The sequence below is a fragment of the Variovorax sp. J22R115 genome (genome assembly GCF_030317005.1).
Classification (GTDB): Bacteria; Pseudomonadota; Gammaproteobacteria; order Burkholderiales; family Burkholderiaceae_C; genus Variovorax.
The window spans coordinates 47583-73431 of record NZ_JASZYM010000024.1 but is presented as its reverse complement, the minus strand read 5'-3'; the positions used below and the strand labels follow the sequence as shown (position 1 = coordinate 73431).

At 66.1% G+C, this 25849-nt stretch carries 21 protein-coding genes; 14 read left to right on the top strand and 7 right to left on the bottom strand.

The window, feature by feature from the left end; genetic code table 11:
* The first annotated feature begins 5 nt into the window (after positions 1–5).
* A complete protein-coding gene (locus QTI04_RS30855; protein WP_286603821.1) occupies positions 6–1427 on the top strand; it encodes a cytochrome ubiquinol oxidase subunit I in 1422 nt (473 codons plus the stop codon).
* Entirely contained in the window at positions 1424–2431 is a 1008-nt protein-coding gene (gene cydB / locus QTI04_RS30850; RefSeq protein ID WP_286618995.1) for a cytochrome d ubiquinol oxidase subunit II, read from the top strand. Before QTI04_RS30855 ends, cydB begins: the two co-directional genes overlap by 4 nt.
* A 21-nt stretch (positions 2432–2452) precedes the next feature.
* Here the strand turns inward: cydB and QTI04_RS30845 are convergent, their stop codons facing one another.
* Together QTI04_RS30845 and QTI04_RS30840 are read right to left on the bottom strand one after the other, a co-directional pair.
* Positions 2453–3838, bottom strand: coding sequence for an aldehyde dehydrogenase family protein (locus tag QTI04_RS30845; RefSeq protein ID WP_286618994.1), 1386 nt, complete (start codon positions 3836–3838; stop codon positions 2453–2455).
* A gap of 159 nt (positions 3839–3997) precedes the next feature.
* The gene (locus QTI04_RS30840) at positions 3998–5533 is read right to left on the bottom strand and encodes a M20/M25/M40 family metallo-hydrolase (protein WP_286603825.1); all 1536 of its coding nucleotides are present in this window, start codon (positions 5531–5533) and stop codon (positions 3998–4000) included.
* 175 nt (positions 5534–5708) lie between these two features.
* Here QTI04_RS30840 and QTI04_RS30835 point away from each other — a divergent pair, with 175 nt between their 5' ends.
* The 6 genes from QTI04_RS30835 to QTI04_RS30810 all read left to right on the top strand — a co-directional run bounded on the left by QTI04_RS30835 (position 5709) and on the right by QTI04_RS30810 (position 10692).
* The gene (locus QTI04_RS30835) at positions 5709–6314 is read left to right on the top strand and encodes a trans-aconitate 2-methyltransferase (RefSeq protein WP_286603826.1); all 606 of its coding nucleotides are present in this window, start codon (positions 5709–5711) and stop codon (positions 6312–6314) included.
* A 155-nt stretch (positions 6315–6469) separates the two neighbouring features.
* Entirely contained in the window at positions 6470–6745 is a 276-nt protein-coding gene (locus QTI04_RS30830) for a PepSY domain-containing protein (protein ID WP_286618992.1), read from the top strand.
* A gap of 3 nt (positions 6746–6748) precedes the next feature.
* Positions 6749–7288 carry a cytochrome b/b6 domain-containing protein gene (locus QTI04_RS30825; RefSeq protein WP_286603829.1) on the top strand — a complete coding sequence of 180 codons (540 nt, stop codon included), beginning with the start codon at positions 6749–6751 and terminating at the stop codon, positions 7286–7288.
* Between the two features lie 176 nt (positions 7289–7464).
* A complete protein-coding gene (locus QTI04_RS30820; RefSeq protein ID WP_286618991.1) occupies positions 7465–8790 on the top strand; it encodes a C4-dicarboxylate transporter DctA in 1326 nt (441 codons plus the stop codon).
* Between the two features lie 10 nt (positions 8791–8800).
* Complete coding sequence (locus QTI04_RS30815) at positions 8801–9499, top strand: GntR family transcriptional regulator (protein ID WP_286603832.1); 699 nt, start codon at positions 8801–8803, stop codon at positions 9497–9499.
* A gap of 119 nt (positions 9500–9618) precedes the next feature.
* Positions 9619–10692 (top strand): AI-2E family transporter, encoded by a 1074-nt coding sequence (locus tag QTI04_RS30810; protein ID WP_286603833.1) that lies wholly within the window; start codon positions 9619–9621, stop codon positions 10690–10692.
* Here QTI04_RS30810 and QTI04_RS30805 read toward each other — a convergent pair.
* Positions 10684–11595, bottom strand: a complete 912-nt coding sequence (locus tag QTI04_RS30805; RefSeq protein ID WP_286618990.1) for a LysR family transcriptional regulator — start codon at positions 11593–11595, stop codon at positions 10684–10686. The genes QTI04_RS30810 and QTI04_RS30805 overlap by 9 nt on opposite strands.
* A 109-nt stretch (positions 11596–11704) precedes the next feature.
* Between QTI04_RS30805 and gcl the strand changes: the two genes are divergently transcribed.
* The 3 genes from gcl (at position 11705) to QTI04_RS30790 (ending at position 15339) form a co-directional block, all read left to right on the top strand.
* On the top strand, positions 11705–13498 hold the full coding sequence (gene gcl, locus QTI04_RS30800) for a glyoxylate carboligase (protein WP_286618989.1): 1794 nt from the start codon (positions 11705–11707) through the stop codon (positions 13496–13498).
* 120 nt (positions 13499–13618) lie between these two features.
* Positions 13619–14398 carry a hydroxypyruvate isomerase gene (gene hyi / locus QTI04_RS30795; RefSeq protein ID WP_286618988.1) on the top strand — a complete coding sequence of 260 codons (780 nt, stop codon included), beginning with the start codon at positions 13619–13621 and terminating at the stop codon, positions 14396–14398.
* 38 nt (positions 14399–14436) lie between these two features.
* A complete protein-coding gene (locus tag QTI04_RS30790; protein WP_286618987.1) occupies positions 14437–15339 on the top strand; it encodes a 2-hydroxy-3-oxopropionate reductase in 903 nt (300 codons plus the stop codon).
* Positions 15340–15360: 21 nt separating this feature from the next.
* On the opposite strand, the gene QTI04_RS30785 is transcribed toward QTI04_RS30790, so the two are convergent.
* The 4 genes from QTI04_RS30785 to QTI04_RS30770 are packed head-to-tail and all read right to left on the bottom strand — an operon-like array spanning position 15361 to position 21211.
* Positions 15361–16224 (bottom strand): hypothetical protein, encoded by an 864-nt coding sequence (locus QTI04_RS30785; RefSeq protein ID WP_286618985.1) that lies wholly within the window; start codon positions 16222–16224, stop codon positions 15361–15363.
* 13 nt (positions 16225–16237) lie between these two features.
* Entirely contained in the window at positions 16238–17893 is a 1656-nt protein-coding gene (locus tag QTI04_RS30780) for an amidohydrolase family protein (RefSeq protein WP_286618983.1), read from the bottom strand.
* A 3-nt stretch (positions 17894–17896) separates the two neighbouring features.
* On the bottom strand, positions 17897–19126 hold the full coding sequence (locus QTI04_RS30775) for a hypothetical protein (protein ID WP_286618982.1): 1230 nt from the start codon (positions 19124–19126) through the stop codon (positions 17897–17899).
* A 33-nt stretch (positions 19127–19159) separates the two neighbouring features.
* The gene (locus tag QTI04_RS30770; protein WP_286618981.1) at positions 19160–21211 is read right to left on the bottom strand and encodes a S41 family peptidase; all 2052 of its coding nucleotides are present in this window, start codon (positions 21209–21211) and stop codon (positions 19160–19162) included.
* A 273-nt stretch (positions 21212–21484) separates the two neighbouring features.
* On the opposite strand from QTI04_RS30770, the gene QTI04_RS30765 reads away from it, so the two are divergent.
* The 3 genes from QTI04_RS30765 (at position 21485) to QTI04_RS30755 (ending at position 25848) form a co-directional block, all read left to right on the top strand.
* Positions 21485–23785 (top strand): NADP-dependent malic enzyme, encoded by a 2301-nt coding sequence (locus QTI04_RS30765; RefSeq protein WP_286618979.1) that lies wholly within the window; start codon positions 21485–21487, stop codon positions 23783–23785.
* Positions 23786–23974: 189 nt separating this feature from the next.
* Positions 23975–25003, top strand: a complete 1029-nt coding sequence (locus tag QTI04_RS30760) for an ABC transporter substrate-binding protein (protein ID WP_286603842.1) — start codon at positions 23975–23977, stop codon at positions 25001–25003.
* Positions 25003–25848 (top strand): ABC transporter ATP-binding protein, encoded by an 846-nt coding sequence (locus QTI04_RS30755; protein ID WP_286603875.1) that lies wholly within the window; start codon positions 25003–25005, stop codon positions 25846–25848. The genes QTI04_RS30760 and QTI04_RS30755 overlap by 1 nt, the downstream gene beginning before the upstream one ends.
* Position 25849 lies beyond the last annotated feature (1 nt).

Here is a 25849-nt window from a genome sequence, read left to right as displayed (position 1 = left end):
GAACCATGGACCTCGACCCAGTCCTGCTGTCACGAATCCAGTTCGGGTTTTTGATCAGCTTCCACATCATCTTTCCCGCATTCACGATCGGGCTGGCAGCGTGGCTGGCCACGATCGAGGGTGCGCGGCTGGCGACGGGTCACATGCTCTATCGCCGGGTGTTCGACTTCTGGCTGCCGATCTTCGCCGTCTCTTTCGGCATGGGGGTGGTCACGGGCATCGTGATGGCCTTCCAGTTCGGCACGAATTGGGGCGTGCTCGCCGTGAAGACCGGCTCGATCCAGGGTCCGCTGCTCGGCTACGAGGGCTTCACCGCCTTCATGCTGGAGGCGACCTTCTTCGGCGTGATGCTGCTCGGGCGTGACCGGGTGTCGCCGCGCTTCTATTTCTTCTCGTGCTGCATGGTGTCGCTCGGAACGATGTTCTCGTCCTTCTGGATTCTCGCGAACAACAGCTGGATGCAGGTGCCGCTCGGCCACACGGTGGTGGACGGCAAGATCATTCCGACCGACTGGAAGCAGATCGTGCTCGGGCCGGTACAGATGGTGCGCTGGCCGCACATGCTGCTCGCCGCCTTGCTGACGACCTCGATGTGCGTGTCGGCGACCGGCGCCTGGTATCTCCTGCGCCGGGTGCATTTCGACGAAGGCCGGATGATGCTGCACTGGGGCCTGGGTCTGGCCGCGGTGCTGATCCCGGTCCAGCTCTTCTTCGGCCACCTGACGGGAGAGTACGTGCTCAAGCACCAGCCCGCCAAGTTCGCCGCGATCGAGGCGCGCTGGAAGAACGAGCAACCCGCGAGCGAGGTCCTGATCGCCATTCCCGACGAGGCGAACCAGCGCAACCTGTTCGCCATCTCGGTGCCCAAGCTGGGCAGCTTCATCGCATCAGGCAACTTCACCTCCGCCGAGCGGGGTCTCGAGTCCTTTCCTCGCGAAGACTGGCCGCCGGTGCTGATTCCCTTCTGGACCTTCCGGTTGATGGTCGGCATGGGGCTCATCATGCTGGCCGTCTCGTGGCTCGGCAACTTGCTGCGATGGCGCGGCAAGCTGGAGTCGTCGCGCTGGTTCCTGTGGTGCGCCCTCGCGTCCTTCCCGACCGGCTTCGTCGCCATCCTCACGGGCTGGTACACCGCCGAAATCGGACGCCAGCCCTGGGTGGTCTATGGGCTGCTTCGGACCAAGGACGCGGTCACGCCGTCCCTGACCACCGGCGACGTTCTCACCTCGCTGATCATCTACGTCGCCGTCTACTGGCTATTCGTCTCCTTCGGCATCTACTACATCTACAAGTTGCTGCGCGAGGGGCCGCGATCCAGGACGCAAGGCACGGCCAACGTGACCGGCAGCCGGCCGCTGGCCATCGCCGCGCGCACGGACACCGCAGTCAATGGCACGTCCAATGGCAGATCCGGAGGCAAGCCGTGACCCAGGCCCCACCCAGCGACTTGGCACTTTTCTGGGCGGCGGTGATCGCCTGCTCGATCCTCATCTACGTGATCCTGGACGGCTTCGACCTCGGCGTCGGGATCCTGTTCGGCACCACGCGCGAGGAAAACCACCGACTGCACATGATGGACACCATCGCGCCGTTCTGGGACGGCAACGAGACCTGGCTGGTGATCATCGGCGCGGGACTGTTCGCGACCTTTCCGGTGGTGTATGCCGTGTTCCTGGGGGCGTTCTATCTGCCGGTGCTGCTGCTGCTCGTCGGCTTGATCTTTCGCGGCATTGCCTTCGAATTCCGCTACCGCAGCGTGAAGACACGCTGGTTGTGGGACTTGGGGTTCTTCCTCGGCTCGACGGTGGTCGCCTTCGTGCAGGGGGCTGCCGTGGGCGCGCTGATGCGCGGGCTCCCGGTGGCGAACGGTCAGTTCGCCGGCACGTCTTTCGAATGGCTGCATCCCTTTTCGGTGCTGACCGGCATCGGGCTCGTCTTCGGCTATGCGCTGCTGGGCGCTGCCTGGATCGTGCTCAAGAGCGAAGGCGATCTGCGCGCCTGGGCCTATCGCCGCATTCCGTGGCTCGCCGCGGCCGTCCTCGTGATTCTCGGCCTGGCCTTCGCCATGTCCTTGAGCGTCGATGCAGGCGCGATCGCGCAGAGCCACCTGAAGGATCGGCCATGGGGGTGGGCCTTTGTCGCGCTGGCGATCGCCTCATTGATCGGCGTCGTGACGGGGGCCCGTGCGCGCCGCGATGGCGTCGCCTATGCGTTGACCGTGGTGTTCATCGCGGCGGCGTACCTGACGCTCGGCACGATGTTCTGGCCCTACATGGTCCCGTATGCAGTCACCGTGGCCAGTGCCGCGGCGCCGGAGGAATCGCTTCGGTTCCTGTTCTACGGTGGCGTGGTGGTGCTGCCGGTGATCGCCATCTACACCATCGGCGTCTACTGGGTCTTTCGCGGCAAGGTTCGAAGCGGGTATCGATGAGTTGATTCGAACCAGCGGCCTCTACGGCATCAGCTTGTTGACGACGACGCGTTCGAGGCCGTGTTTCGCGTAAGGCGGATAGCGCACGCCCGGGTCGACGGTGCTGCTGTGGTGAAGCACGCCGCGCGCATTGGTGAAGGCTTCGAAGCCCCAGCGCCCGTGGTACTTGCCCATGCCCGAGTTGCCTACGCCGCCGAACGGCAGCTCGGAAAAGAGCGGATGGATGGCGCAGTCGTTGACCTCCGCATCGCCAGAGCGCGTGGCCGACAGGATCCGGTCGACCACGTCCGTGTCCTCGGCAAAGATGTAGAGGCCGAGCGGGCTCGGCCTGCTGTTGACCCACTGGATGACGGATTCGACTGAATCGATCTCCAGCACCGGCAGGATCGGTCCGAAGACCTCTTCCTTCATGATCGGCGAATCCACCGCGACATCCACCAGCACGGTCGGCGCGATGTAGAGCTCATCGGCATCGGTCTGGCCGCCGGCGACGGCCTTGCCGCTGCCGAGCAGCGCGGCCAGGCGATCGAAGTTGCGGCGGTTGATCACGCGCCCGTAGTCCGGGCTCTGCTTCGGGTCGTCGCCATAGAACTCTCGGATCGTGTCCTTCATGTGCTGCAAGAACTCGTCCTTCACCTCCGGCCATGCCAAAACGTGGTCGGGTGCGGTGCAGATGTGGCCCGAATTCAAGTAGCGCCCGTAGGCGATGCGGTGCGCCGCCGCCTTGAGGTTGGCCGACGAATGGACGATGGTCGGGTTCTTGCCGCCGAGTTCGAGCACGCACGGCGTCAGGTTCTTCGCTGCGGCCTGGTGCACGATCTTGCCGACGGGCGGACTGCCGGTGAAGAAGATCATGTCCCATTGCTGCGCCAGCAGCGCGGTCGTCTCGGGGACGGCGCCCTCGACGACCGTGACCGCGCGCGGATCGAAGTATTTGGGCACCAGCCGGGCGGCGGCCGCCGCACAGTGGGCTGCGATCTCCGAAGGCTTCAGCACCGCGGTGTTGCCCGCGGCCAGCGCCGCCACCAGCGGGCCGAAGACCAGCATGAAGGGTTCGTTCCACGCGCCGATGATCAGCGACACGCCGAGCGGATCGCGGTTCACGCGGATGTAGCCCGGCTCGAACACCAGCGGCATCGGCTCGTGCAGCGGCGTCATCCACGCATCGATGTGCTTGAGCGCGTAGGCCGCCTCCTTGGCGCAGTAGTCGACGTCCATGAGGTCGGCATCGTTGACGTTGCGGCGCAGGTCTTTCCAGAGCGCGTCGCACAACTCGTCGTGGTGGTCGGTGAACAGGGCCTTGACCGCTTCGAGCTGGGTCTTGCGCCACGCCACCGGGCGCGTGTGGCCTTCGAGGAAGAAGGCGCGCTGGCTGGAGACGAGCGAGGCGAAATCAGGCAGGGGCATGGTGCATGGCTCCAGGAACCGCGAATCCTCCGCATCATGTGCCGGGCGCCAGGGATTGAATATCCCGACGGCCACGTAGCCCACGTACGTGGAGAAGACCGGACGCCTGGCTCGTCCGGCGCAGCGGGTCCGGAGCCGGCATTCGCCCGGGAGGCGGCGTCAGTTCCCCGTGAACGGATGCGTGATCAAGCTGTAGATGGTGCGCACGCCATCGATGTAATTGCCCATGCGCATGTTCTCGTTGCTCGCATGCTGGTTGTTGTCGGCGTTGACCAGCGGCACGATCGCAAAGGGAACCTGCAGTGCCCCGACGATCTCGGCGGTGGGCACGGTGCCACCCATCATGCGGATGCGGACTGGTTCGGGCTTGGCTCCAAAGGCGTTGACCATCGCTGCGTAGGCCCACTGGCCGACGGCTGAATCCATCGGTGTGCCGGCCGCATCGCCCCCTTCGGTCTGCATGGCAAAGCTGGCGAGCTTCTCGTAGCGGCTGCGGTCGTCGTCGGTGGGCATGCCCTTGACGAGGTGATAGCCCTGCTTCTGAATGTGCGCCTCCACCAGCTTGCCGAGGTAGGCCGCGTTCGAATCAGGCGTGGTGCGCAGGTCGAGCTCGGCCACCGCCTGGTCGGGCACGATGTTCGCGGCCTTGTCGCCCACCGCCGCCGACGACATGCCACGCACGTTGAGCGAGGGGTACTGCATGGCCTCCTGGTAGTTGGCGCCGACCTGATCGGTCCGCGCGATGCCCAGCCGCTTCTTCAGCGCCGCTTCGTCGTCCGGTACCGCGGCCATGATCTTGCGCTCCGCGTCGCCGAGCTTTACATGGTCGTAGTAGCCCGGGACCGAGACCCGGCCGGTGTCGTCCTTCATCGAGGCGAGCAGCGTGGCCAACCGCTGCGCCGGGTTCGGCGAGTAGTTGCCATAGTGGCCGCTGTGCAGCGACACCTTGGCGCCGTACACGGTGATTCGGGCCATCGCCGCGCCGCGGTTGCCGAAAATCAGCGTGGGCCGGTTGGTCGCATGCATCGGCCCGTCGTGGATCACGATCGCGTCGCTGCGCAGCAGGTCACGGTGCGCGAGCATGACCTTGCCGATCGACGGCGAGCCTTTTTCTTCCTCGCTGTCGAGCACGACCTTGACGTTGACGCCCAGCTTGTCGCCGCTCGCCTTCAGGGCGTCGATGGCGGCCAGGAACATCATGATCGGCGCCTTGTCGTCGGCCGAGGAACGTCCGAACACGCGCCATTCGGGATCTACCGGGCCGCTGAAGAGTTGCGCCGAGTCGATCTCTTCCCAATCGCCCTTCGCGGTCTTGCGCTTGAGCACCGGCGTCCACGGGCTCTTCTGCGCCCACTGTTCGGGAATGACCGGCTGGCCGTCCAGGTGCATGTAGAAGAGCACGGTCTTCCGCTTGGGGTCGCTGCCAGGCAGTTCCGCAAACAGCATCGGCTTGCCTTCGTTGGCCAACTGCGTCGTGGTGAAGCCGCGCTTGCGGAAGGCGGCTTCGAGCCAGTCGACGTTCTTGCGGATATCGGCCGGCACGATGGCGTCGTTGGGCAGCGCCAGGAGTTCGAAGTAGTCGCGGAATGTGGCCTGCGAGTATTGGGTGGCCGCAGCCGGCGAAAGTTCGGCGGCGTGCAGGGAGTGGGAAGCGGCGCCGACGAGCAGCGACGCGGCGATAGAGAGGAGGCGCATGGTGCGGTTCATGGCCGGGGAAGATAGCACGGCGCCTCGCGGACTTCCGCTTGGCAATGCGACTGCCTGTTCGACGGGCATCGCAATGAAAGCCAAGCAAAATGCGGCTCCGGCGAGATGCTCGGACGTGACGATGCCGACGCATCGGGCCGACAAACCGGGAAGGGACCCCCAAATGGAATCAGTGAGCGCCGCCGCTTTCGACGAGTCCTACTACCGACGCTACTACTTCAACAAGAAGACCAAGGTGGCGGACCCGCAGCACATCGAACGCTTGGGCGCCTTTGTCTGCGCCTATCTCAAATACCTTCGAGTACCCGTGCGTCGGGTGCTGGACGTGGGCTGCGGCGTCGGGCTTTGGCGCGACATCGTGGCGCGGCATTTCCCGCAAGCCACCTATCACGGCGTGGAGTTCAGCGACTACCTGTGCGAACGCTACGGGTGGGAGCGCGGTTCGGTCGTGGATTACCAGGCCAGGGATCCATTCGACTTTGTCATCTGTCAGGGCGTGCTGGCCTACCTGAGCCCGCCAGACTTGAAACGCGCGCTACGCAACCTCGGGACGCTGAGCAAGGGTGCTCTCTACATGGAAGCCGTGGTGCGTGAGGACTACGAACGCGACATCGTGGACGAAGATCTCACGGACCCGCGCCTCTTCCGCCACCGTGCCGAGGTTTACCGCCGCGGGTTGTCCCGGCAGTTCAAGGAGATTGGCGGCGGCGTGTGGCTCAGCCGGCAATCCGACGTGCCGCTCTTCGCGCTGGAGTGCGCAGCAGACTGACTGCACAACCACTCGCATATCGCCATGGAGCCCAGCGGCATCGCGGTCGAGGGCTCCCACGGGGCCCTACTCGCTCCAACGCGTAGCGGCCTTCCATCGGCGAGGTCGATCCAATGCTAAGCTTTTACGCTCCTTCACTGAGCCAGGAGAAATCGATGAAAAAATTCATCTTCGCTGTCGCTCTCAGCCTTTTCGCCTTTGTATCGGCACCCGCCTTCGCCAAGGCGAACTGCAAGGCCTATACGAAATCTGAATGGATGTCGGAAGCCGATGCCAAGGCCAAGATCGAGGCACAGGGCTACACGATCTCCAAGTTCAAGGTCGACGGCAACTGCTATGAGATCTACGGCAGAAACAAGGCCGGGAAGAAAGTCGAGATCTACTACGACGCCAAGACACTCGAGCCGGTGAAGAGCGAGATCGAAAAGTAACCAATGTCGACTTCGCGCGATGCGGATGCACTGCGAAGCAGAGTCCTTGTCTGGGACGTCGTTGTCCGTTTTCATCATTGGACGCTGGCCGGATTGGTCATCTTCTGCACGATTCAGGACGACGGCGGTCAAGTGCATCGCATCGCAGGGTATGCAGCAGCCGGCGTGGTAGTCACACGCCTGTTGTGGGCGGCATTTGCGAATGGTCATGGCAGCTTGGCGGCCCTCAAGCCGTCCGCGACTGCGGCGCTCACCTATGTTCGTGCCGGCGCGCCGCGTTGCGTTGGCCACGATCCTCTCGGCCTGTGGATGGTGTGGCTGCTTTGGTCGCTCGTATTGCTTCTTGGGCTCACCGGGTGGATGAGCCGCCTCGACACTTTCTGGGGTGACGAGCGCTTGCAAGAAGTCCATGCATGGATCGCCGATGCCTTGCTGGTCGCCGTGGCTCTCCATCTTCTCGGCATCGGCCTGATGAGTTGGTGGTGGCGCGAGAACCTTTCGGCGACGATGGTGAACGGACGCAAGCGGGGACCACCCGCATAGGTCAAAGAATCTGACGTCCAGCAGCGCGTTGTGTCGTGCGTCGTGAGCGCGGTGCTTCGACGCACTACGGGTGCACCCCGGGAATACCCGCACAGAAAAAACTCAAATCTTGCCTACATTGCTTGTATGCAAGAAAGCGAAAGACTTGCATGCAACCTTCCTCACGGAGATCCCCCATGCCTCGTTTCGCCAAATCGCTCTTCGGTCAGGTGGTCATCGCGCTGGTTCTCGGCGTGGTGGCGGGCCTGTTCTTTCCTGATTTCGCAGTCAAGCTCAAGCCGTTGGGAGACGGCTTCATCAAGCTGATCAAGATGATCATCCCGGTGCTGGTGTTCTGCGTGGTGGTGCACGGCATCGCCGGCGCGGGGGACCTGAAGCGCGTCGGGCGCGTCGGCGTCAAGGCGCTGATCTACTTCGAGGTGCTGACGACCATCGCCCTGGCGCTCGGCCTCGTGCTGGCCTTCGTGTTCAAGCCCGGCGTGGGCATGAACGTCGACCCCACGAAGCTCGACCCCGCAGCCATGAGCGCGTACGCATCGAATGCCGACAAGCTCACCAGCGGCGGCACGGTCGAGTTCCTCATGAAGCTGATCCCGACCACTGTGGTCAACGCCTTCGCCACGGGCGACGTGCTGCAGGTGCTGCTCTTCGCGGTGCTGTTCGGCTGCGCACTCGCCCTGCTCGGCGATCGCGGGCGCCCGGTGGGGCTCGTCGTCGACGCGCTCTCGCTGGTGCTGTTCAAGATCATGGGGATCATCATCAAGCTGGCCCCGCTGGGTGTGCTCGGCGCCATCGCCTTCACGGTGGGGCAGTACGGCGTCGGGTCGCTGAAGCAACTCGGCATGCTGGTGGCGCTGTTCTATGCATCGGTGCTGCTCTTCGTCTTCGTGATCCTCGGCCTGGTGATGCGGCTCTCGGGCTTCAGCCTCGTCAAGCTGCTGCGCTACCTGCGCGAGGAGCTCACCATCGTCTTCGCGACCACGTCGTCGGACAGCGTGCTGCCGCAGATCATGGCCAAGCTGCGCCACATGGGCATCCGTGACTCGACCGTAGGCCTGGTGATCCCGACCGGCTACTCGTTCAACCTCGACGCCTTCTCGATCTACATCACGCTCGCCGCGGTGTTCATCGCACAGGCGACCAACACGCCGATCTCGATGGCCGACCTGCTGACCATCCTGGCGATCGCGCTGGTCACCTCGAAGGGCGCCCATGGCGTGCCGGGTTCGGCCATCGTGGTGCTCGCCGCGACCTTGCATGCCATTCCGGCCATCCCCGCGATCGGACTCGTGCTGGTGTTGTCCGTCGACTGGTTCATGGGCATCGCCCGCGCGCTGGGCAATCTCATCGGCAACTGCGTCGCCACTGTCGCGATCGCCGCCTGGGAAGGTGACATCGATCGCGAACGCGCCCATGCCGTGCTGAACGGCACGCACTCGCCCGAAGACGAACCGCTGGCCGAGGCGGAGCCCGGCCCAGTCGCCATCCAGCCAGCACATTGAGGTTCCCCGAATGACCGAAGTCTCCCCCACCACCATCGCCGAGCGCGTGGTCGAAGCCATCCTGGCGCAGAAGCTCGCGCCCGGCGAGCGCCTCGGCGAGCAGGCACTGGCGGAGAACTTCGGCGTCAGCCGCACCATGGTGCGCGAAGCGCTGATGCAGCTGCAGGCACGCGGCTTCGTGGAGGTGCAGTCGCGCCGCGGCTGGTATGTGGTGGAGCCTTCGGCCGAAGAGGCGCGCGATGCCTTCGCGGCACGGCGCATCGTCGAATCGGGCATCCTGGCCGAAGCCGGCCGCCCGCTGTCCAGGGTGATCCGCAAGCTGCGCGAGCACATTGCCGACGAGAAGCGCGCCATTGCCGGCGCCGATGCCGCCACCCGCGCTTTCCTCCTCGCAGACTTTCATGTCTGCCTTGCCGACCAGATGGGCCACCGCCTGCTGTGCGACGTGCTGCGCGACCTCACCGCGCGCACCACGCTCGCGGCCACCCTCTTCCAGTCCAAGCACGAAGCCTCGCAGTCCTGCGCCGAGCACGCCGCCATCGTCGAAGCCCTCGAAGACGGCGATACACCGCGCGCCCGGCAACTCATGCTCGACCACATCGGCAACGTCGAGCAAGCGCTGCAGGTCGACGTCACCGCCGACCCGACGGCCGACGAACGACTGCGCGCCACGCTGTCCCCCGTCGCACTGCCACGCGCGCTGCGCTAGGCCGCGCGAGATTCCGCAAACACCGCGGAACCGGCTTGGCCGGGCCGATGGTGTTGCCCCCGGCAGGGGGTGGGCGACCACACGAAGTGAGGGAGCCTGGGGGCGAGCTAACATACTTTATGAACTCTCCGGCCCTTCAGCGCGGCACCTTCCTCCTACTTCTGGCCGCAGTCACGATCGCGTTCGGCTGGATCCTTCTTCCCTTCTTCGGGGCAGTCATGTGGAGCGTTGCCCTCGCGATCCTCTTCACGCCGATCTATCGGCGCCTGGTCAAGAAGATGGACGGGCGACGCAACCTCGCCGCCTTCACGACGCTCCTGCTCGCGACCATCATCGTGGTCATCCCGCTGGTGGCCATCACCGTGTCCGTGGTCGACGAGGTGTCCGTCGTCCAGCAGATGATCCGCTCCGGCGACATCAGCTTCACCAGCTACTTCCAGCAAATCGTGAACGCCCTTCCCCGTTGGGCGCTCGACCTGCTCAACCGCTTCGGGCTCGGGAATGTCGAGGGCTTCATCGGCCGCGTGTCCGAATCCGCCCTGAAGAGCAGCCAGCTCATTGCGACGCATGCTGTCTCCATCGGGCAGAACACCTTTGAGTTCCTGATCAGTTTCGGCATCATGCTGTACCTGCTCTTCTTCCTGCTCCGCGACGGGGGCGACCTGTCGAAGACCATCCGCAACTCGCTCCCTCTGGCGAAGCCGCACACCCATTACCTGCTCAACAAGTTCACGACCGTCATCCGCGCCACGATCAAGGGCAACATCGCGGTCGCGGCGGCGCAGGGCATCATCGGCGGCATCGCCTTCTCCTTCCTCGGCGTTCAGGGCGCGCTGCTGTGGGGTGTGCTGATGGGCTTCCTGTCGCTGCTGCCCGCGGTCGGCGCGGCGCTGATCTGGGCGCCGGTGGCCATCTACTTCCTGGCGGTCGGCGAAATCGGCAAGTCGCTGACGCTGATCTTCATCGGTGTCTTCGTGATCGGTCTGGTCGACAACATCCTGCGGCCGCTGCTGGTGGGCAAGGACACGCAGATGCCGGACTACATCGTGCTGATGTCCACCATCGGTGGTATCGCGCTCTTCGGCATCAACGGCTTCGTGATCGGGCCGGTGATTGCCGCGCTCTTCATGGCGGCGTGGGACCTGTTCGCCTCATCGAGCGAAGACGAGCACGGCATGCCGCCCCTACCCTGAGCGGCTGCTCCACCAGTTCTCGCCGAAGCGGCCCTGCAGGAACGCGACGAAGCTCGACACCTTGCCCGGCACCAGCTTGGGCGACGGAAACACGGCATGGATTTCCTGCGCGGCGAGCGCGTGGTCGGCCAGCACCTCCACCACATGCCCTGAAGCCAGCGAATCGCTCGCGACGTAGCGCGGCATCAGCGCGATGCCCAGCCCCGCGCGCGCGGCGGCGAGCACGGCCGACACGTTGTTCGACCGCAGTCGGCCCGACACCGGCACCGTCACGGGTTCGCCCTTGGGCGTCTGCAGGTGCCAGACGTCGTCGCCGACCACGCTGCTGTAGATCAGGGCCACGTGCGCGCTCAGGTCCTGTGCCTTCTTCGGCGTGCCGTGCTTCTTGAGGTAAGCCGGCGCAACCACCATCACCCAGGGGTTCATGCCGAGGAAGCGCGCCCCCAGAGACGAGTCGGCGAGCTTGCCCATGCGGATCGCGACATCGATGCCCTGCGCCACGAGATCGACATAGCGGTCCTCGAAGCTCAGGTCGACCTGCACCTGCGGATGCCGCGCCATGAATTCGAGCGACAGCGGGACCACGACGCGACGTCCGAAGGCCGTCGACGTGCCGATGCGCAGAAGCCCCTGGGCCTGGGATTGCCGCAACTTCACGATGCTCTCGGCCTCCTCCGCATCGCGCACGATGGCCTTGCACTTCTCGTAGTAGAGCGCGCCGGATTCGGTCAGGCTCACGCCGCGCGTGTTGCGGTTGAGCAGGCGCACCTTCAGGCGCGCCTCGGTGGCCGCAACCTGCTTGGTCACAGTGGGCTGGGTGGTATTGAATTCGCGCGCCGCCTTGGAGAAGCTGCCGGTCTCCACCACGCGCACGAACATCTCCATCGCTTGCAGTCTGTCCATCGCGCCATCCTAGCCACTTATTCCGCCACGGAATAGGCTTTATGGCGGCACGCCATCTTCTGCCGGATGCCTCGAATTCCTACAGTCGAGACACCCAAGGAGAATCAACATGGCAAAGATGACCGCGGCCCAGGCCGCCGTGCTCGTGATGGAAAAAGAAGGCGTGACACAAGCCTTCGGCGTACCCGGCGCCGCCATCAACCCGCTCTATTCCGCGCTGCGCAAGCAAGGCAGCATCGCCCACATCCTCGCGCGCCACGTCGAAGGCGCATCGCACATGGCCGAGGGCTACACGCGCGCCGTCGCCGGCAACATCGGCGTGTGCATCGGCACCTCCGGCCCCGCCGGCACGGACATGATCACCGGTCTCTACTCGGCCTGGGCCGATTCGATCCCGATCCTTTGCATCACCGGCCAGGCGCCACGTGCGCGGCTCTACAAGGAAGACTTCCAGGCGGTGGACATCGAGTCGATCTCCAAGCCCGTCACCAAGTGGTCCGTCACCGTGCGCGAACCGGGCCAGGTGCCGCAGGTGTTCCAGCAGGCCTTCCACCTGATGCGTTCGGGCCGGCCCGGCCCGGTGCTCATCGACCTGCCCTTCGACGTGCAGATGGCGCAGATCGAATTCGACATCGACACCTACACCCCGCTCACGCCCTACCGCCCGGCCGCCACGCGCGCGCAGATCGAGAAGGCCATCGCCATGCTGAACGCGGCCGAGCGCCCGCTGATCGTGGCCGGCGGCGGCATCATCAATGCCGACGCCAGCGACCTGCTGGTGCGCTTCGCGGAGGCCACGGGCGTTCCGGTGATTCCCACGCTCATGGCCTGGGGCGTCATTCCGGACAACCACCCGCTGATGGCCGGCATGTGCGGCCTGCAGACCAGCCACCGCTACGGCAACGCGACGATGCTCGCCAGCGACTTCGTGCTCGGCATCGGCAACCGCTGGGCCAACCGCCACACGGGCTCGATCGACGTCTACACCAAGGGCCGCACCTTCGTGCACGTGGACATCGAGCCGACGCAGATCGGCCGCGTCTTCACGCCCGACCTGGGCATCGTGTCCGACGCCAGGGCCGCGCTCGAACTCTTCGTCCAGGTGGCGGAGGAAATGAAGGCCGAGGGCCGCCTGCCCAGCCGCCGCGCATGGGCCGGCGAATGCCTCGAGCGCAAGAAGACCATGCTGCGCAAGACCAACTTCAACGACGTGCCGATGAAGCCGCAGCGCGTATACCAGTGCATGAACAACAACTTCAGCCAGGACACCTGCTACGTGAGCACCATCGGGCTCTCGCAGATTGCGGCGGCGCAGTTCCTGCACGTCTACAACCCGCGCCACTGGATCAACTGCGGGCAGGCCGGGCCGTTGGGCTGGACCATCCCCGCGGCGCTCGGAGTGCGTGCCGCCGACCCCACCCGCAAGATCGTCGCGCTCTCGGGCGACTACGACTTCCAGTTCATGATCGAGGAGCTGGCCGTGGGTGCGCAGTTCAAGCTGCCCTACGTCCACATCGTGGTCAACAACTCCTACCTCGGCCTCATCCGCCAGGCACAGCGCGGCTTCGAGATGGACTACTGCGTGCAGCTCGGCTTCGACAACATCAATGCCACGGAAGACAGCGGAGTCGAGCGCAGCTACGGCGTCGATCACCTCAAGGTGGTCGAGGGCCTGGGCTGCAAGGCGATCCGCGTCTACAAGCAGGAAGAGATCAAGCCGGCGATCCAGCGCGCCGAAGCGCTCATGGCCGAGTTCAGCGTGCCAGTGGTGATCGAGGTGATGCTCGAAAGGGTGACCAACATTGCGATGGGCACGGAGATCGATGCCATCAATGAATTCGAACCGCTCGCCGAAAGCCGAGAAGACGCACCCACGGCCGTCGCTGCCGCGATGCTGGATTAAGCGCCGCCCCAGGCTTCGCGCACTTCGTGTCGCTTCGCCAACCCCCTGCAGGGGGCAGCATCAGCGGCCCGGCAAAGCCGGTTCCGCGGTGCTTCCCGAATCGAATGGAAAGAGAAAATCATGCCTAGATTTGCAGCCAATCTGACGATGCTGTTCAACGAGCTGCCGTTCATGCAGCGTTTCGAGGCCGCCGCCAAGGCGGGCTTCAAGGCCGTCGAATACCTGTTCCCCTACGCCTACGACAAGAAGGAGCTGGCCGCCGCGCTGCATGCCAATGGCCTCGAGCAGGTCCTGCACAACCTGCCCGCAGGCAACTGGGACGGCGGCGAGCGCGGCATCGCCTGCCACCCGGACCGCGCGGGCGAGTTCCGCGAAGGCGTGGCCCGTGCGATCGACTACGCGACCGCACTCGGCTGCCCACAGGTCAACTGTCTGCTCGGCAAGCTGCCCGAAGGCCTGACGAACGGCGATGCGCGCAAGGTGGTCGTCGACAACCTGCGCTTCGCCGCGAAGGAACTGCAGGGCGCGGGCATCCGCCTGCTGATCGAGCCGATCAACAGCTTCGACATCCCCGGCTTCTATCTCACGCGCACCGACCAGGCGCTGTCGCTGATCGACGAAGTCGGCTCGCCCAACCTGCTGCTGCAGTACGACATCTATCACGCGCAGCGCATGGAAGGCGAGCTGGGCGCCACACTGACGAAGAACATCACGCGCATCGGCCACATCCAGCTCGCGGACAACCCCGGGCGCGGCGAGCCGGGCACGGGCGAAATCAACTACCCGTGGCTCTTCAGGCACATCGACTCGCTGGGCTACGCCGGCTGGATCGGCTGCGAATACAAGCCACGCGCCACGACGCTCGATGGCCTCCAGTGGCGCATCACCCTCACCCAGTAAGACACGCCAAAGACGCGACGACAAGGAAATCCAGCGACATGTCATCCACCGCACAAAAGATCGGTTTCATCGGCCTCGGCATCATGGGTGCCCCGATGGCGGGCCACCTGCTCGAAGCAGGCCACCAGCTCTTCGTCAACACGCACGGCAACACGCCCGAACCCTTCGCTTCGAGGGCGATGGTCTGCGCCACGGCCACCGAGGTCGCGCGCCAAGCCGACATCGTCTTCATCATGGTGCCGGACACGCCGGACGTGGAGAAGGTGCTGTTCGGCGAAGGCGGCGTCGCCGCGGGCCTGACCAAGGGGAAGACCGTGGTCGACTGCAGCTCGATCGACCCGATCGCGACCAAGGCTTTCGCGAAGAGAATCACCGATCTCGGCTGCGGCTACATCGACGCGCCGGTCTCCGGCGGCGAGGTAGGCGCCAAGGCGGCGAGCCTCACGATCATGTGCGGCGGCGATGAAGGCACCTTCGGCCGCGTGAGGCCGCTGCTCGAAAAGATGGGCAAGAACATCACGCTGGTCGGCGCTGCGGGCGACGGCCAGGTCTGCAAGGTCGCCAACCAGATCATCGTGGCGCTCAACATCGCGGCGGTTGGAGAGGCTCTGGTCTTCGCGTCGAAGGCCGGCGCCGACCCCGCGAAGGTGCGGCAGGCCCTGATGGGCGGCTTCGCGTCGTCACGCATTCTCGAAGTGCATGGCGAGCGGATGATCAAGCGCACCTTCGCGCCGGGCTTCCGCATCGCGCTGCACCAGAAGGATCTGAACCTCGCGCTCCAGGGTGCACGGGCGCTCGGCGTGGCGCTGCCCCAGACGGCGAGCGCGGCGCAGCTCATGAATGCCTGCGCAGCGCTGGGGTATGGACAGCAGGATCACTCGGCGCTCGTCCGTGCGCTGGAGGCGATGGCGCAGCACCCTGTCGCGCCGGACGCTGTCTGATTTTCTCGTGCGCCTGAGGTGCTACCAGGCAATCGGCGCCGCTCCGAAGGCCACGAGCTTCGCGTTGACCGCCTCGAACGGATTCGGTCCGTTCATGAAGCCCGGCGCCACCGGGTGCGGCAGCGCGACCTCGCCGGCGCGAGTGTCCCAGGTGCCCGCCTGGGTGGCGGCCAGCTTCACGCTTTCGCTCGCCAGGAGCTTCTGCGCCAGTGCGCCGAGGCAGAGGAAGACCACCTGTCCGCTCTGGCGTGTCGCCATGGATCGCAGCACCTGGCCGACCACCGGTCGCCAGAAGGGGATGTGGCCGCGCGTCTGCTCCGGCGCACCGCCTGACTTGTAGCGCGTGATCGTGAGGCCGGCATTGAGAAAAAGCACGCCCTGCGTCTGCTGAAGCCTGTCGAACAATGCGCGAGGCGATTCGAGCGCGACGGCGGGCGTCGCGATGTGGCGAGCGAAGGCCGCCCAACTCATCTTCAGCACGGCCGAATCGTTGATACGCACGGCGACCATCATGCGCAGCAGCGCGCGCAGGCTGTTCGCGACCGCGGCCGCCGGCAGGCCCCAGGTGTCGATGTCGCCCTGCTCGAAAGAGCGGCCGGTCGCGCGGCTCAGCGCCGGATAGGGATCCTGGCCGATCAACACGCAACGCACGTCCGCGGGGGCAATGCCGTCGAAGGCGCGGAACACATGGGCATCGGCCCGCGCGCCGGGCAGCGGCTTGTCGCGCCGCGACGGATAGATGGGTTGCAGGTCGTCGTAGGTGAGCGTGCTGCCCACGGCGGTCGGGTTCGGGCTGGCGCCGGCGAGCGCGGTGCGCCAGGCGGGCGTGAGGTCGTTGCGCCAGTTGACCGTGAAGTCGTTCAGTGCGTCGCGCAGCAAGGCCATGGTTGTGCGGCGCTCACGACCAGAGGTCGCGCAGCCCCTCCTTGATGGTGTCGGGAACGTTCTTCTGCGTGTCCAGGGCGTCGAGGTAGGCGGCATCGTCGACGACGGTCAGCGCATCGATGGCGAGCGGCATGACGGTGGCCGAGAGCTTCTTCGTTTCCGCGAACACCGGCCGCATCGCCGCGGCCCGCAGCGAGCGGCCACCGGGCGTGCGCACCGGCAGGTCGACGCGCATCTCGACGCCGGTGTCGAGCACCTCGTCGAGCGCCAGCCGCCAGGTGTTGGCGCCGGCGCTTGCCATCGCCAATGGAGAGATGGCCCGCGGACGCTCGGCCTTGCGTGCGAGCGCGGGCAGGCCGCGCAATGCGCGGGTCAGGCGCTCGCCCGCGCCGGCGAGCGTGAGGTTCTGCGTCAGCGGATCTTCGGCCGGGTGCGCGAGGAACAGCATGCGCTTGGCACCGCCGATCGTGATCGCCTCGCCCGCGAAGCCCAGTTTGCGCATCAGCGTCGCGTCGCCGAAGCGGCCGACACCGTTGATCATCACGAGCACGAGGTCCGATTCCTTGGCGCGGATGAGCTGCTGATAAGGGTCGCCCGAAGTGCCCTCCACGACGATGAGGTCGGCACGTTTGCCCGCTTCGATCGTGCCGACCACGCGCTCCCAGCCAAGCAATCCGGCGGCCTCGCGCGTGACCATCGCGACCAATTCGCGCGCGGTGAAGATCCCGCCGTTGGCCTCGCTGAAAAGCTGCGCGACCTTGAGTTCGTTGAGGAGGTTCCGGCTGCCCGAGGGCGCCCAGTCGCAGCCGAGCGAGATCGGCACACCGGCCGCCTTGGCAGCGGCGACGTCGGCGGTGCCGCCATACAGCAGCAGGTTGCTGAAGGGCGACCAGACCATGCTGCCGCCGTTGGCCGCCAATACCTGGAAATCGGGCGCCTGCAGCGCCGCCGCGTGGATGCCGCAGAGCGAGGGCGTGATCGCCCAGTTGTCATCGCCGATCCGCAGCGACTGGAAGGCGCGGCGCGCGGTCGGGTCGGTACCCTCGGAAAGGTGGAGCAGGTAGCAGGTCTTCTCCTTCTTCAGTCGGGTGAGGAAGGTCTTCGCGTCCTTGGCCGCGACGTCGGGCACGCGCGTGGAGGCCGCGGGCAATGCGACCTCGTCGTCGGTGGCCTCGACGTTGCGCACCACGCCGCGGAAGTAGCGCCGGATGCCCGACTGGTTCGCCAGCGTGATGCCCTGGCCGGTGGTCGTACCGCCGATCAGCACCTTGGCCTCGACGTAGCGGCAGATGGACGCCAGCAACTCTGGAGTGGCCGCGAGCGTCTGCATCGGCGCGGAGATCTTGCTCTGGTATTCCGCGTGTCGCGCCCATTGGCCGCGGTTGCTGAATTTCTTCGGCACCTGCCACAGCGGCAGCACGTTATAGGGCATGTGGTTGTGCAGGTCGATCAGCCCGGGGTAGAGGGTGCCGCCGGTGTCCGTCACGGCCGTGTTGCCGAAGCCCGCGGGAGCGGGCGCCGTTGCCTCCTGCACGGCGACGATGTCGCCGTTCTGCGTGTAGACGCGGCCGTCGGCGATCACCCTGAGGTTGCCGTTCATCGTGACGATGCGGCCCTGGAGCACGAGCTTGGGGCTGTCGGCGGGGTCGATGGGTTTCTTGGTGGCCATGGTTCACTCGTCCCTGCCGATGGGTCGGATGTTGATGCCGTGCGAGCTGTCGAGCCGCTTCGGCCCGGCGCCGATGGTGGTCGGGGCGACGCCCTGCGGACCGGATGAAGGGCCTTCGGTCTGCGCCCAGTTGGCAATGCCGTTCTGCAGTTGCAGCGAGTAGTCGAGCGAAAGCGCGCCCGCGTCGAAAGGCGTGCCCGACCTGATGTTGCGGAAGTACTGGCGCAGCGTCGCCGCCGACGCGTTGGCCGGCGGAATCGCTGCGCGCGTAGGCCGCGAGAGGTTGGTCTGGATCTGTGCCGTGGAATGACAGGACAGGCAGGAAGAGCGCGGGTTGTCGACCGGTCCGTTGAGCCGCTTCTCGAAGCCGAGGTGCTGCGGAATCTGCAGCCCGGCATTGATCCTGGTCTGCTGCAGCGCCTGGCCAGTACCCAGGCGCGTAGGGTCGTTGCCCCACATGAGGCCGACGGGCACCAGCTTGTCCCACGGCGTCGCGCCCGGCGCATTGCCGTCGTAGACGAAGGTGCCGAAGACCCAGCCGGTGGTCGAGTCGGCACGGCTGTCGCGCACCGCCACGTCGACCTGCAGCAGGCGCAGCGTGGGCCGAGGATTGGTGTTGCGGGTACGGTTGATGTCGGCCTGCCATTCGACCGAGCCTGCGAGGTAAGGCACCTGGCTTACCGGCGCCTCGGTGAAGATCAGCTTGACGCTGACGGCACCCACCGGAAACTTGGCGACGCTCGGGTTCGGCGCGTTCGGGTCCTTCCACACGCGCCCCAGCGTATAGCCGCCGCGCGGGTTGTACACGCTGACGGCCCAGTTCTCGAAGGTGCCCGTCTGCGTCGGCGCGAGTTCGCCAGGCCGCGAACTGCGCTCGCGCGTCAGCCCGCGCACGAACTCCCGGCCAGCCGCCCCGACGTGCATCCACGGCGCGTGGTACCAACCGCGCGTCGTGTTGTTCTGCACCACGAAGTCGACCTCCTTGTTGCCCTCCAGCGCGTAGGCGAGCACCGCCTTGATGTACTCGTTGGGCTGAGTGCGGAAGTCGAGGTTCATCCACGGGCGCGAGCCGACGGAAGGCAGGGTCTGCGGGTAGTCCTGCTTCAGTCTGAAGACCGGTCCGGTCCAGCCCGCGGGTGGCGTGTCGCGAGCGTCTGGAAACTGGGCCGACGCGGTCGCGCAGCAGAACGACGCGACCGAGGCGAGTGCGGCCCAGGCAATGCGGAAAGTCATGGGGCGTGTCTCCTTGTCGTTGTGTGGGTCGCGTCAGCGACGAGCGTCCACGCGCCGCTTCTGCAGTAGTACCTCACCTTCGAAGCCGAACAGTTCGACCACCTTGGTGCCTGCCGGGTACGACACGACTGCGGGCGTCTGTGTGCGCAAGACAAGGCTGTTGCCGGGGTGGCCGTCGAAGAGCACGTCCAGCCGGGTCAGCCCGGCAGAGCGCACGGCGATCTCGCGCGCGGTCTTGCTCGCATCGACGCTCAGGCTGCTGCGGCGCTGCTTCTTGAGAAGCTCGAAGCAGTGGACCAGCAGGTCCAGGTTGCCGGCCAGCAGGTCGTCGCGCGTCATCGCGTAGGGCGCGCCCCTGATCCCGACGTCCTCGATCGGCAGGCCCTCTGATGGTCCGGCGCGGGTTGCACGGCGGAACGCGAAGGACATGCCGATGCCGTCGGGCAGCACCGGCAGCTCGAAGCCGGTGCCGGCCATCAGCGGGCGCAGGTCATCGTAGTCCCAGACGTTCGCGCCGCCGGCGCCAGTGGCCTCGCCGACGCAGACGAAGGGGCCGATGCCGTTGTCCACGAAGCCCGCGCTGAAGAGGTCACCGGAGGAGTAGGTGGTCGAGTCGGCCACGAGAACGACGGGCCCGCTGTACTGCTGCCCGATCGCGTTGCACTCCGCGAAGCTGGTGATGGGCAGCGGCTGCGAATACAGCTCGCCGTTGCGCACCGAAGCTTCGAGCGAGGCCTTCCACGGCCCGAGTTCTCCCTCCATGCCGGGCAATGCGGCGAGCGCGCGCGTGAGGGAGGTGCTTAGCAGCGAGAAGCGCGTCGGCTGGATCGGATTGGGGGTGAAGAGCTGCAGCGCCGATTCCGCGGCAAGGATGTAGCCCCCCGGGTTGCCGCGCACGTCGATGATCAGTCCGTTGTCGGGCAGCAGGGGGATGAGCCGCTGCAGTTCGGGAATGAAGTCCTCCGGCGGGACGTCGAACCCATAGATCCGCAGGTAGCCAATGGCCCCCCCCAGCACGGTCAGCGATTCCGCCTTGAGCGTGCCCGTCAGCTCGGTATCGATGACCTTCGCGGCGGGAGCCTTGCGTCCGGAAGGCGACTTCGGCCTGGGCTGCGCGCTGGCCTGCCCGCCCGTCAGTGCCCCGGGCGCGAACAGCAGCATCCTGGCGCGCCGCGTAATCGCCGCCGCCGGATCGACGGCGCGGGTGCGGCGCAGGCGCGCTGCCGCGCGTCCGGTCGGGCCGCCCGACGACACTTCCTCGACCTCGCCCGGATCGATCACGCGCCACGGGACCTTGATCTCCCTGGCTGGGCCCGTCGGCGTGCCATCGGCGGCGGTGCTGCGGTAGCCGACCACCACCCAGTATTCGTCGGGTGGCGGTCCGTACTGCAGCGAGCGCAGGGTCAGGCTCTGCACCGACCATGCGCGCTGGCTGTCGAGCCGGCCGCCGACCTCTTCGTCGCCGTGGCGGCGCACTGCCTTGTCGATCGGCACGCCGTTCCAGAACTCGAGCACCACGCCGGGCTTGAAGGCGGCGTCCAGTCCCGCGCCGACGCGCGTGACAACGTAGGTCGGCGAGGCGGAAGGGCCGAACATCTCGACGAGGAAAGGCAGGGCGGCAACCTTGGTTTCGAGGCTCGACGGGCCAGCGTATCGGGTGTGCGCATCGCGCAGCCGCGTCACCACATCGGCCAGCTCGAGGTGGAATTCATAGCTCGACAACTGGTCGACCTGCGAGCGCACGATGCGCAGCCGCTGCACCGGGTCAACCCCATAGCGTGCGCGCTTGAGCGGCAGGTGCGCGAACACGCCTTCGATGATGCGTTCGACACCGTCGACCAGTTTGAGCCGCTCGACCTTCGTGAGAGATGACGGCGACAGGAACGGCCCGGTGAATGCACCGGCAGTACCCTTTGACGGCGCCCGCCCTGTCCGCTTTGCCGCGGGCCTGCCGGCAAGTCCCGTCGGCCCAGCGGCGCGCGCTGCCCGCTTCCTGCTGGCAGGCGCAGGCGCCCGCGGCGCGGATTCGACGACCTCAGCGAGCGCGATGCCCCGCTGCGCCGCGGCCAGCCGGTCTCGGTCCATGGTCACTCCTCCGGTTCGCAAGTTGGTGACGCCATCGAGGCGTGCCCCACCTGAAACTCCCCGACGCGGATCGTGACGTGCCGCGGCTCGTCGCGCATCAGACAAACGTGCTATGCCCGAAGCCCTGTCGCTTGCCGCGGCCGGCGCCATGGCTCGACGTTCCACGTATGAAAAACCCAGCTGAAAAAGCAGGGCTACTGCGGGCCGCTTCCCCCCTGCATCGCCAGACTTTGGGGTAGCCTCTGTCCTGAGCCAAGAAGCAAGGAGACACTGATGGCAAACACACTATCCCCCGCCGAACAGGCACTGCGCGATGCGGCGCGTGAATACCACCGCTCGCCGGTGAAGGGCAAGATCTCGATCTCGCCCACCAAGCCTCTTCTCAACCAGCGCGACCTCTCCCTGGCCTATTCGCCGGGCGTCGCCTACCCCTGCCTCGACATCGAGGCCGACCCGTCGCTGGCAGCCGAATACACCTCGCGCGGCAATCTGGTCGGCGTCGTCACCAACGGCACCGCAGTGCTCGGCCTGGGCAACATCGGCCCGCTGGCAAGCAAGCCCGTGATGGAAGGCAAGGGCTGCCTGTTCAAGAAGTTCGCCGGCATCGACGTGTTCGACATCGAACTCGCCGAGACCGACCCCGACAAGCTCGTCGACATCATCGCGGCGCTCGAACCCACGCTGGGCGGCATCAATCTCGAGGACATCAAGGCGCCCGAGTGCTTCTACATCGAGAAGAAGCTGCGCGAACGCATGAACATCCCCGTCTTCCACGACGACCAGCATGGCACGGCCATCATCTCGGCGGCCGCGCTCATCAACGGGCTCGAACTCGTCGACAAGAAGATCGAGGACGTGAAGATCGCCGTCTCCGGCGCGGGCGCGGCGGCCATCGCCTGCCTCGACGTGATGGTCGGCCTCGGCGCCAAGCATTCGAACATCTACGCGGTCGACTCCAAGGGCCTCATCTACGTCGGTCGCGCAGGCGGCTTCGACGACTCGAAGACCCGCTACGCCCAGAAGGACACCGGCGCCCGCACGCTGGCCGACGTCATGAAGGACGCCGACGTGTTCCTCGGCTGCTCGGCACCCGGCGTGGTCACGCAGGACATGGTCAAGAGCATGGCCCGCCAGCCGATCATCCTGGCGCTCGCCAACCCAGAGCCCGAGATCCGGCCCGAACTCGCCAAGGCCGTGCGCCCCGACTGCATCATCGCGACCGGCCGCTCGGACTACCCGAACCAGGTCAACAACGTGCTGTGCTTCCCGTACATCTTCCGCGGGGCACTCGACTGCGGTGCGAGCAAGATCACGGAAGAAATGAAGCTCGCCTGCGTCCGCGAGATCGCCGATCTGACCAAGGCCGACATCAGCGAGGAAGTCGCCAACGCCTACGCCGGGCAGGAGCTTTCCTTCGGGCCCGACTACATCATTCCCAAGCCCTTCGATTCGCGGTTGATCCTGCGCATCGCGCCTGCGGTCGCCAAGGCAGCCGAGGATTCGGGCGTGGCGACGCGGCCGATCGAGGACCTGGAAACCTACCGCCAGCACCTGACGCGCTTCGTCTACCAGACCGGGATGTTCATGCGCCCGGTCTTCAGCGCCGCCAAGTGCGGGACCGCCAAGCGCGTGGCCTACGCCGAAGGCGAGGACGACCGCGTGCTGCGCGCCGCTCAACTGGCCGTCGACGAAGGCCTGGCCAAGCCGATCCTCGTGGGCCGTCCGGCCGTGATCGAGGCGCGCATCAAGAAGGCCGGGCTGCACATCCGCGTGGGCACCGACGTCGAGTGCGTCGACCCCGAAGACGACCCGCGCTTCCGGACCTACTGGGAGACGTACCACAAGCTCATGGGCCGCCGGGGCATCACGCCCGAAGCCTCGAAGGCCATGGTTCGCCGCTCCAACACGACCATCGCCTCGCTGATGGTGCACCTGGGCGACGCCGACGCGATGCTGTGCGGCCTGGTCGGGCGCTTCGACAGCCACCTCAAGATCCTGGACAACGTGCTGGGCCTCAAGGCCGGCGCGCCGGGCTTCGCGACGCTCAATGCGCTCACGCTCGAGAAGTACACGCTCTTCATCGCCGACACCAACGTGCATGAAGATCCGAGCGCCGAGACGCTCGCGAACATCGCGATGATGGCCGCGGAAGAAGTGCGCCGCTTCGGCCTGCCGCCCAAGGTGGCCTTCCTGTCGCACTCCAACTTCGGCTCGTCGGATCGCGGCTCGGCGCGCAAGATGCGGCTCGCCAAGGAACTGTTCGCGAAGATGGCGCCCGACATCGAATGCGACGGCGAGATGCACGGCGACGCCGCGCTCTCCGAGGAAGTGCGGCGCAAGGCCCTACCTGAAAGCAGGCTCTCGGGCGAGGCCAACCTGCTGATCTGCCCAAACCTCGACGCGGCCAACATCCTCTTCAACGTGCTGAAGATGACCGGCGGCAACGGCGTGACGGTGGGCCCCATCCTGATGGGCGCGCAAGGCTCGGCCCACATCCTCACGGCTTCGGCCACCGTGCGCCGCGTCGTCAACATGACGGCACTGGCCGTGGCCAACGCCAGTTCGCCGCGCTGAGTCGCGCACCAAAAGTGACGCCCCGCAGCGGTGCACGCGGCGGGCGTTGTCACGTCCGGCCGCTTACTGGGCGGCCTCGAGGCAAGGCCCGCCATGCACCCCAATGGCTCATCGGAAGGGTTCGCACCAATCGCGTGCCGGCACCGTTTTTGCTTGAATGCCGTGCATTCATCTTTCACGGAATCCTGCATGAACAAGCGCCAACTGATCCAGACTTTCCTCGCCGCATCGGCTCTGAGCTTCGGCCTGGGCACCGCCCACGCCCAGACCACGCCGATCAAGTTCCAGCTCGACTGGCGCTTCGAGGGGCCGGGCGCTTTCTTCACGCACCCTGCCGCCAAGGGCTATTTCAAGGCCAGCGGCCTCGACGTCACGGTCGACGCGGGCAACGGGTCCGGCGGCGCGGTCACCCGCGTGGCATCGGGCGCCTACGACATGGGCTTCGCCGACCTGGCGGCGCTGATGGAGTTCCACGCCAACAACCCTGACAGCCCGAACAAGCCGGTCGCGGTCATGATGGTCTACAACAACACGCCGGCATCGGTCATGGCGCTCAAAAAGAGCGGCATCACCAAGCCCGCCGACCTCACGGGCAAGAAGCTCGGCGCGCCGGTGTTCGATGCGGGCCGCCGCTCGTTCCCGATCTTCGCCAAGGCCAACAACGTCGGCGCGGTCAACTGGACCGCGATGGACCCGACCCTGCGCGAGACCATGCTGATGCGCGGCGACATCGACGCCATCACGGGCTTCACCTTCACCTCGCTGCTGAACCTCGAGGCGCGAGGCGCCAAAACGGCGGACGTGGTCATCCTCCCCTACCCCGAATTCGGCGTGAAGCTCTATGGCAACGCGATCATCGTCTCGCCCAAGCTCATCAAGGAGAACCCGGCGGCGGTAAAGGCCTTCCTGCTGGCCTTCACGAAGGGCGCGAAGGAAGTGATCGCCAGCCCCGCGGTCGCCATCGAATCCATCAAGGCACGCGATGGGATCGTCAACAGCGAGCTGGAGACGCGCCGCCTCAAGCTCGCGATCGACACCGTGGTCAACACGCCCGATGCACGCGCCGAAGGCTTCGGCCAGATCAACGCCGGCCGCCTGTCGTTGATGGCCTCCCAAGTGTCGGACGCCTTCGCGACCAAGACCCGCGTAAATCCCGATGCAGTGTGGAACGGCTCTCTGCTGCCCACCGCAGCTGAGCTGAACATCCTTCGCAAGTGATGGAGGACACCGGGAACACCCCCTTCGTCGATTTCCAAGACGTCTGGCTCGCCTACAACGAGGAACTGCTTCGCGCCAATCACTTCGCTGTCGAGGCCATCGACCTGCAGGTGAAGCGCGGGGAATTCATCGCCATCGTCGGGCCTTCGGGCTGCGGCAAGTCGACCTTCATGAAGCTGACGACGGGTCTCAAGATGCCGTCGATGGGCAAGATCCGGATCGACGGCGAGCCCGTGACCGGGCCGCTGAAGATCTCGGGCATGGCCTTCCAGGCGCCATCGCTGCTGCCCTGGCGAACGACGGTCGACAACGTGTTGCTGCCGCTGGAAATCGTCGAGCCCTACCGCTCGACCTTCAAGGCGAAGCGAAAGGAATACGTCGAGCGTGCGCGCAGGCTGCTGCAGAAGGTCGGCCTCGGCGGGTACGAGGACAAGTTCCCGTGGCAGCTCTCCGGCGGCATGCAGCAGCGCGCGAGCATCTGCCGCGCGCTCATCCACGAGCCCAAGATGCTGCTGCTCGACGAGCCCTTCGGCGCGCTCGACGCATTCACGCGCGAGGAGCTGTGGTGCATCCTGCGCGACCTCTGGACCGAGCAGCAGTTCAACGTGATCCTGGTCACGCACGACCTGCGCGAGTCGGTGTTCCTGGCCGACACGGTCTATGTGATGAGCAAGAGCCCCGGCCGCTTCGTCGTGAAGCGCGAGATCGAGCTGCCGCGCCCGCGCGAGCTGGAACTGACCTACACCAAGGAGTTCACCGACATCGTGCTCGAGTTGCGCAGCCACATCGGCGCGATCCGCAGCAATGCGACCGCCGCATCGGCGCCCGCCGTGATCCCGCAGTAAG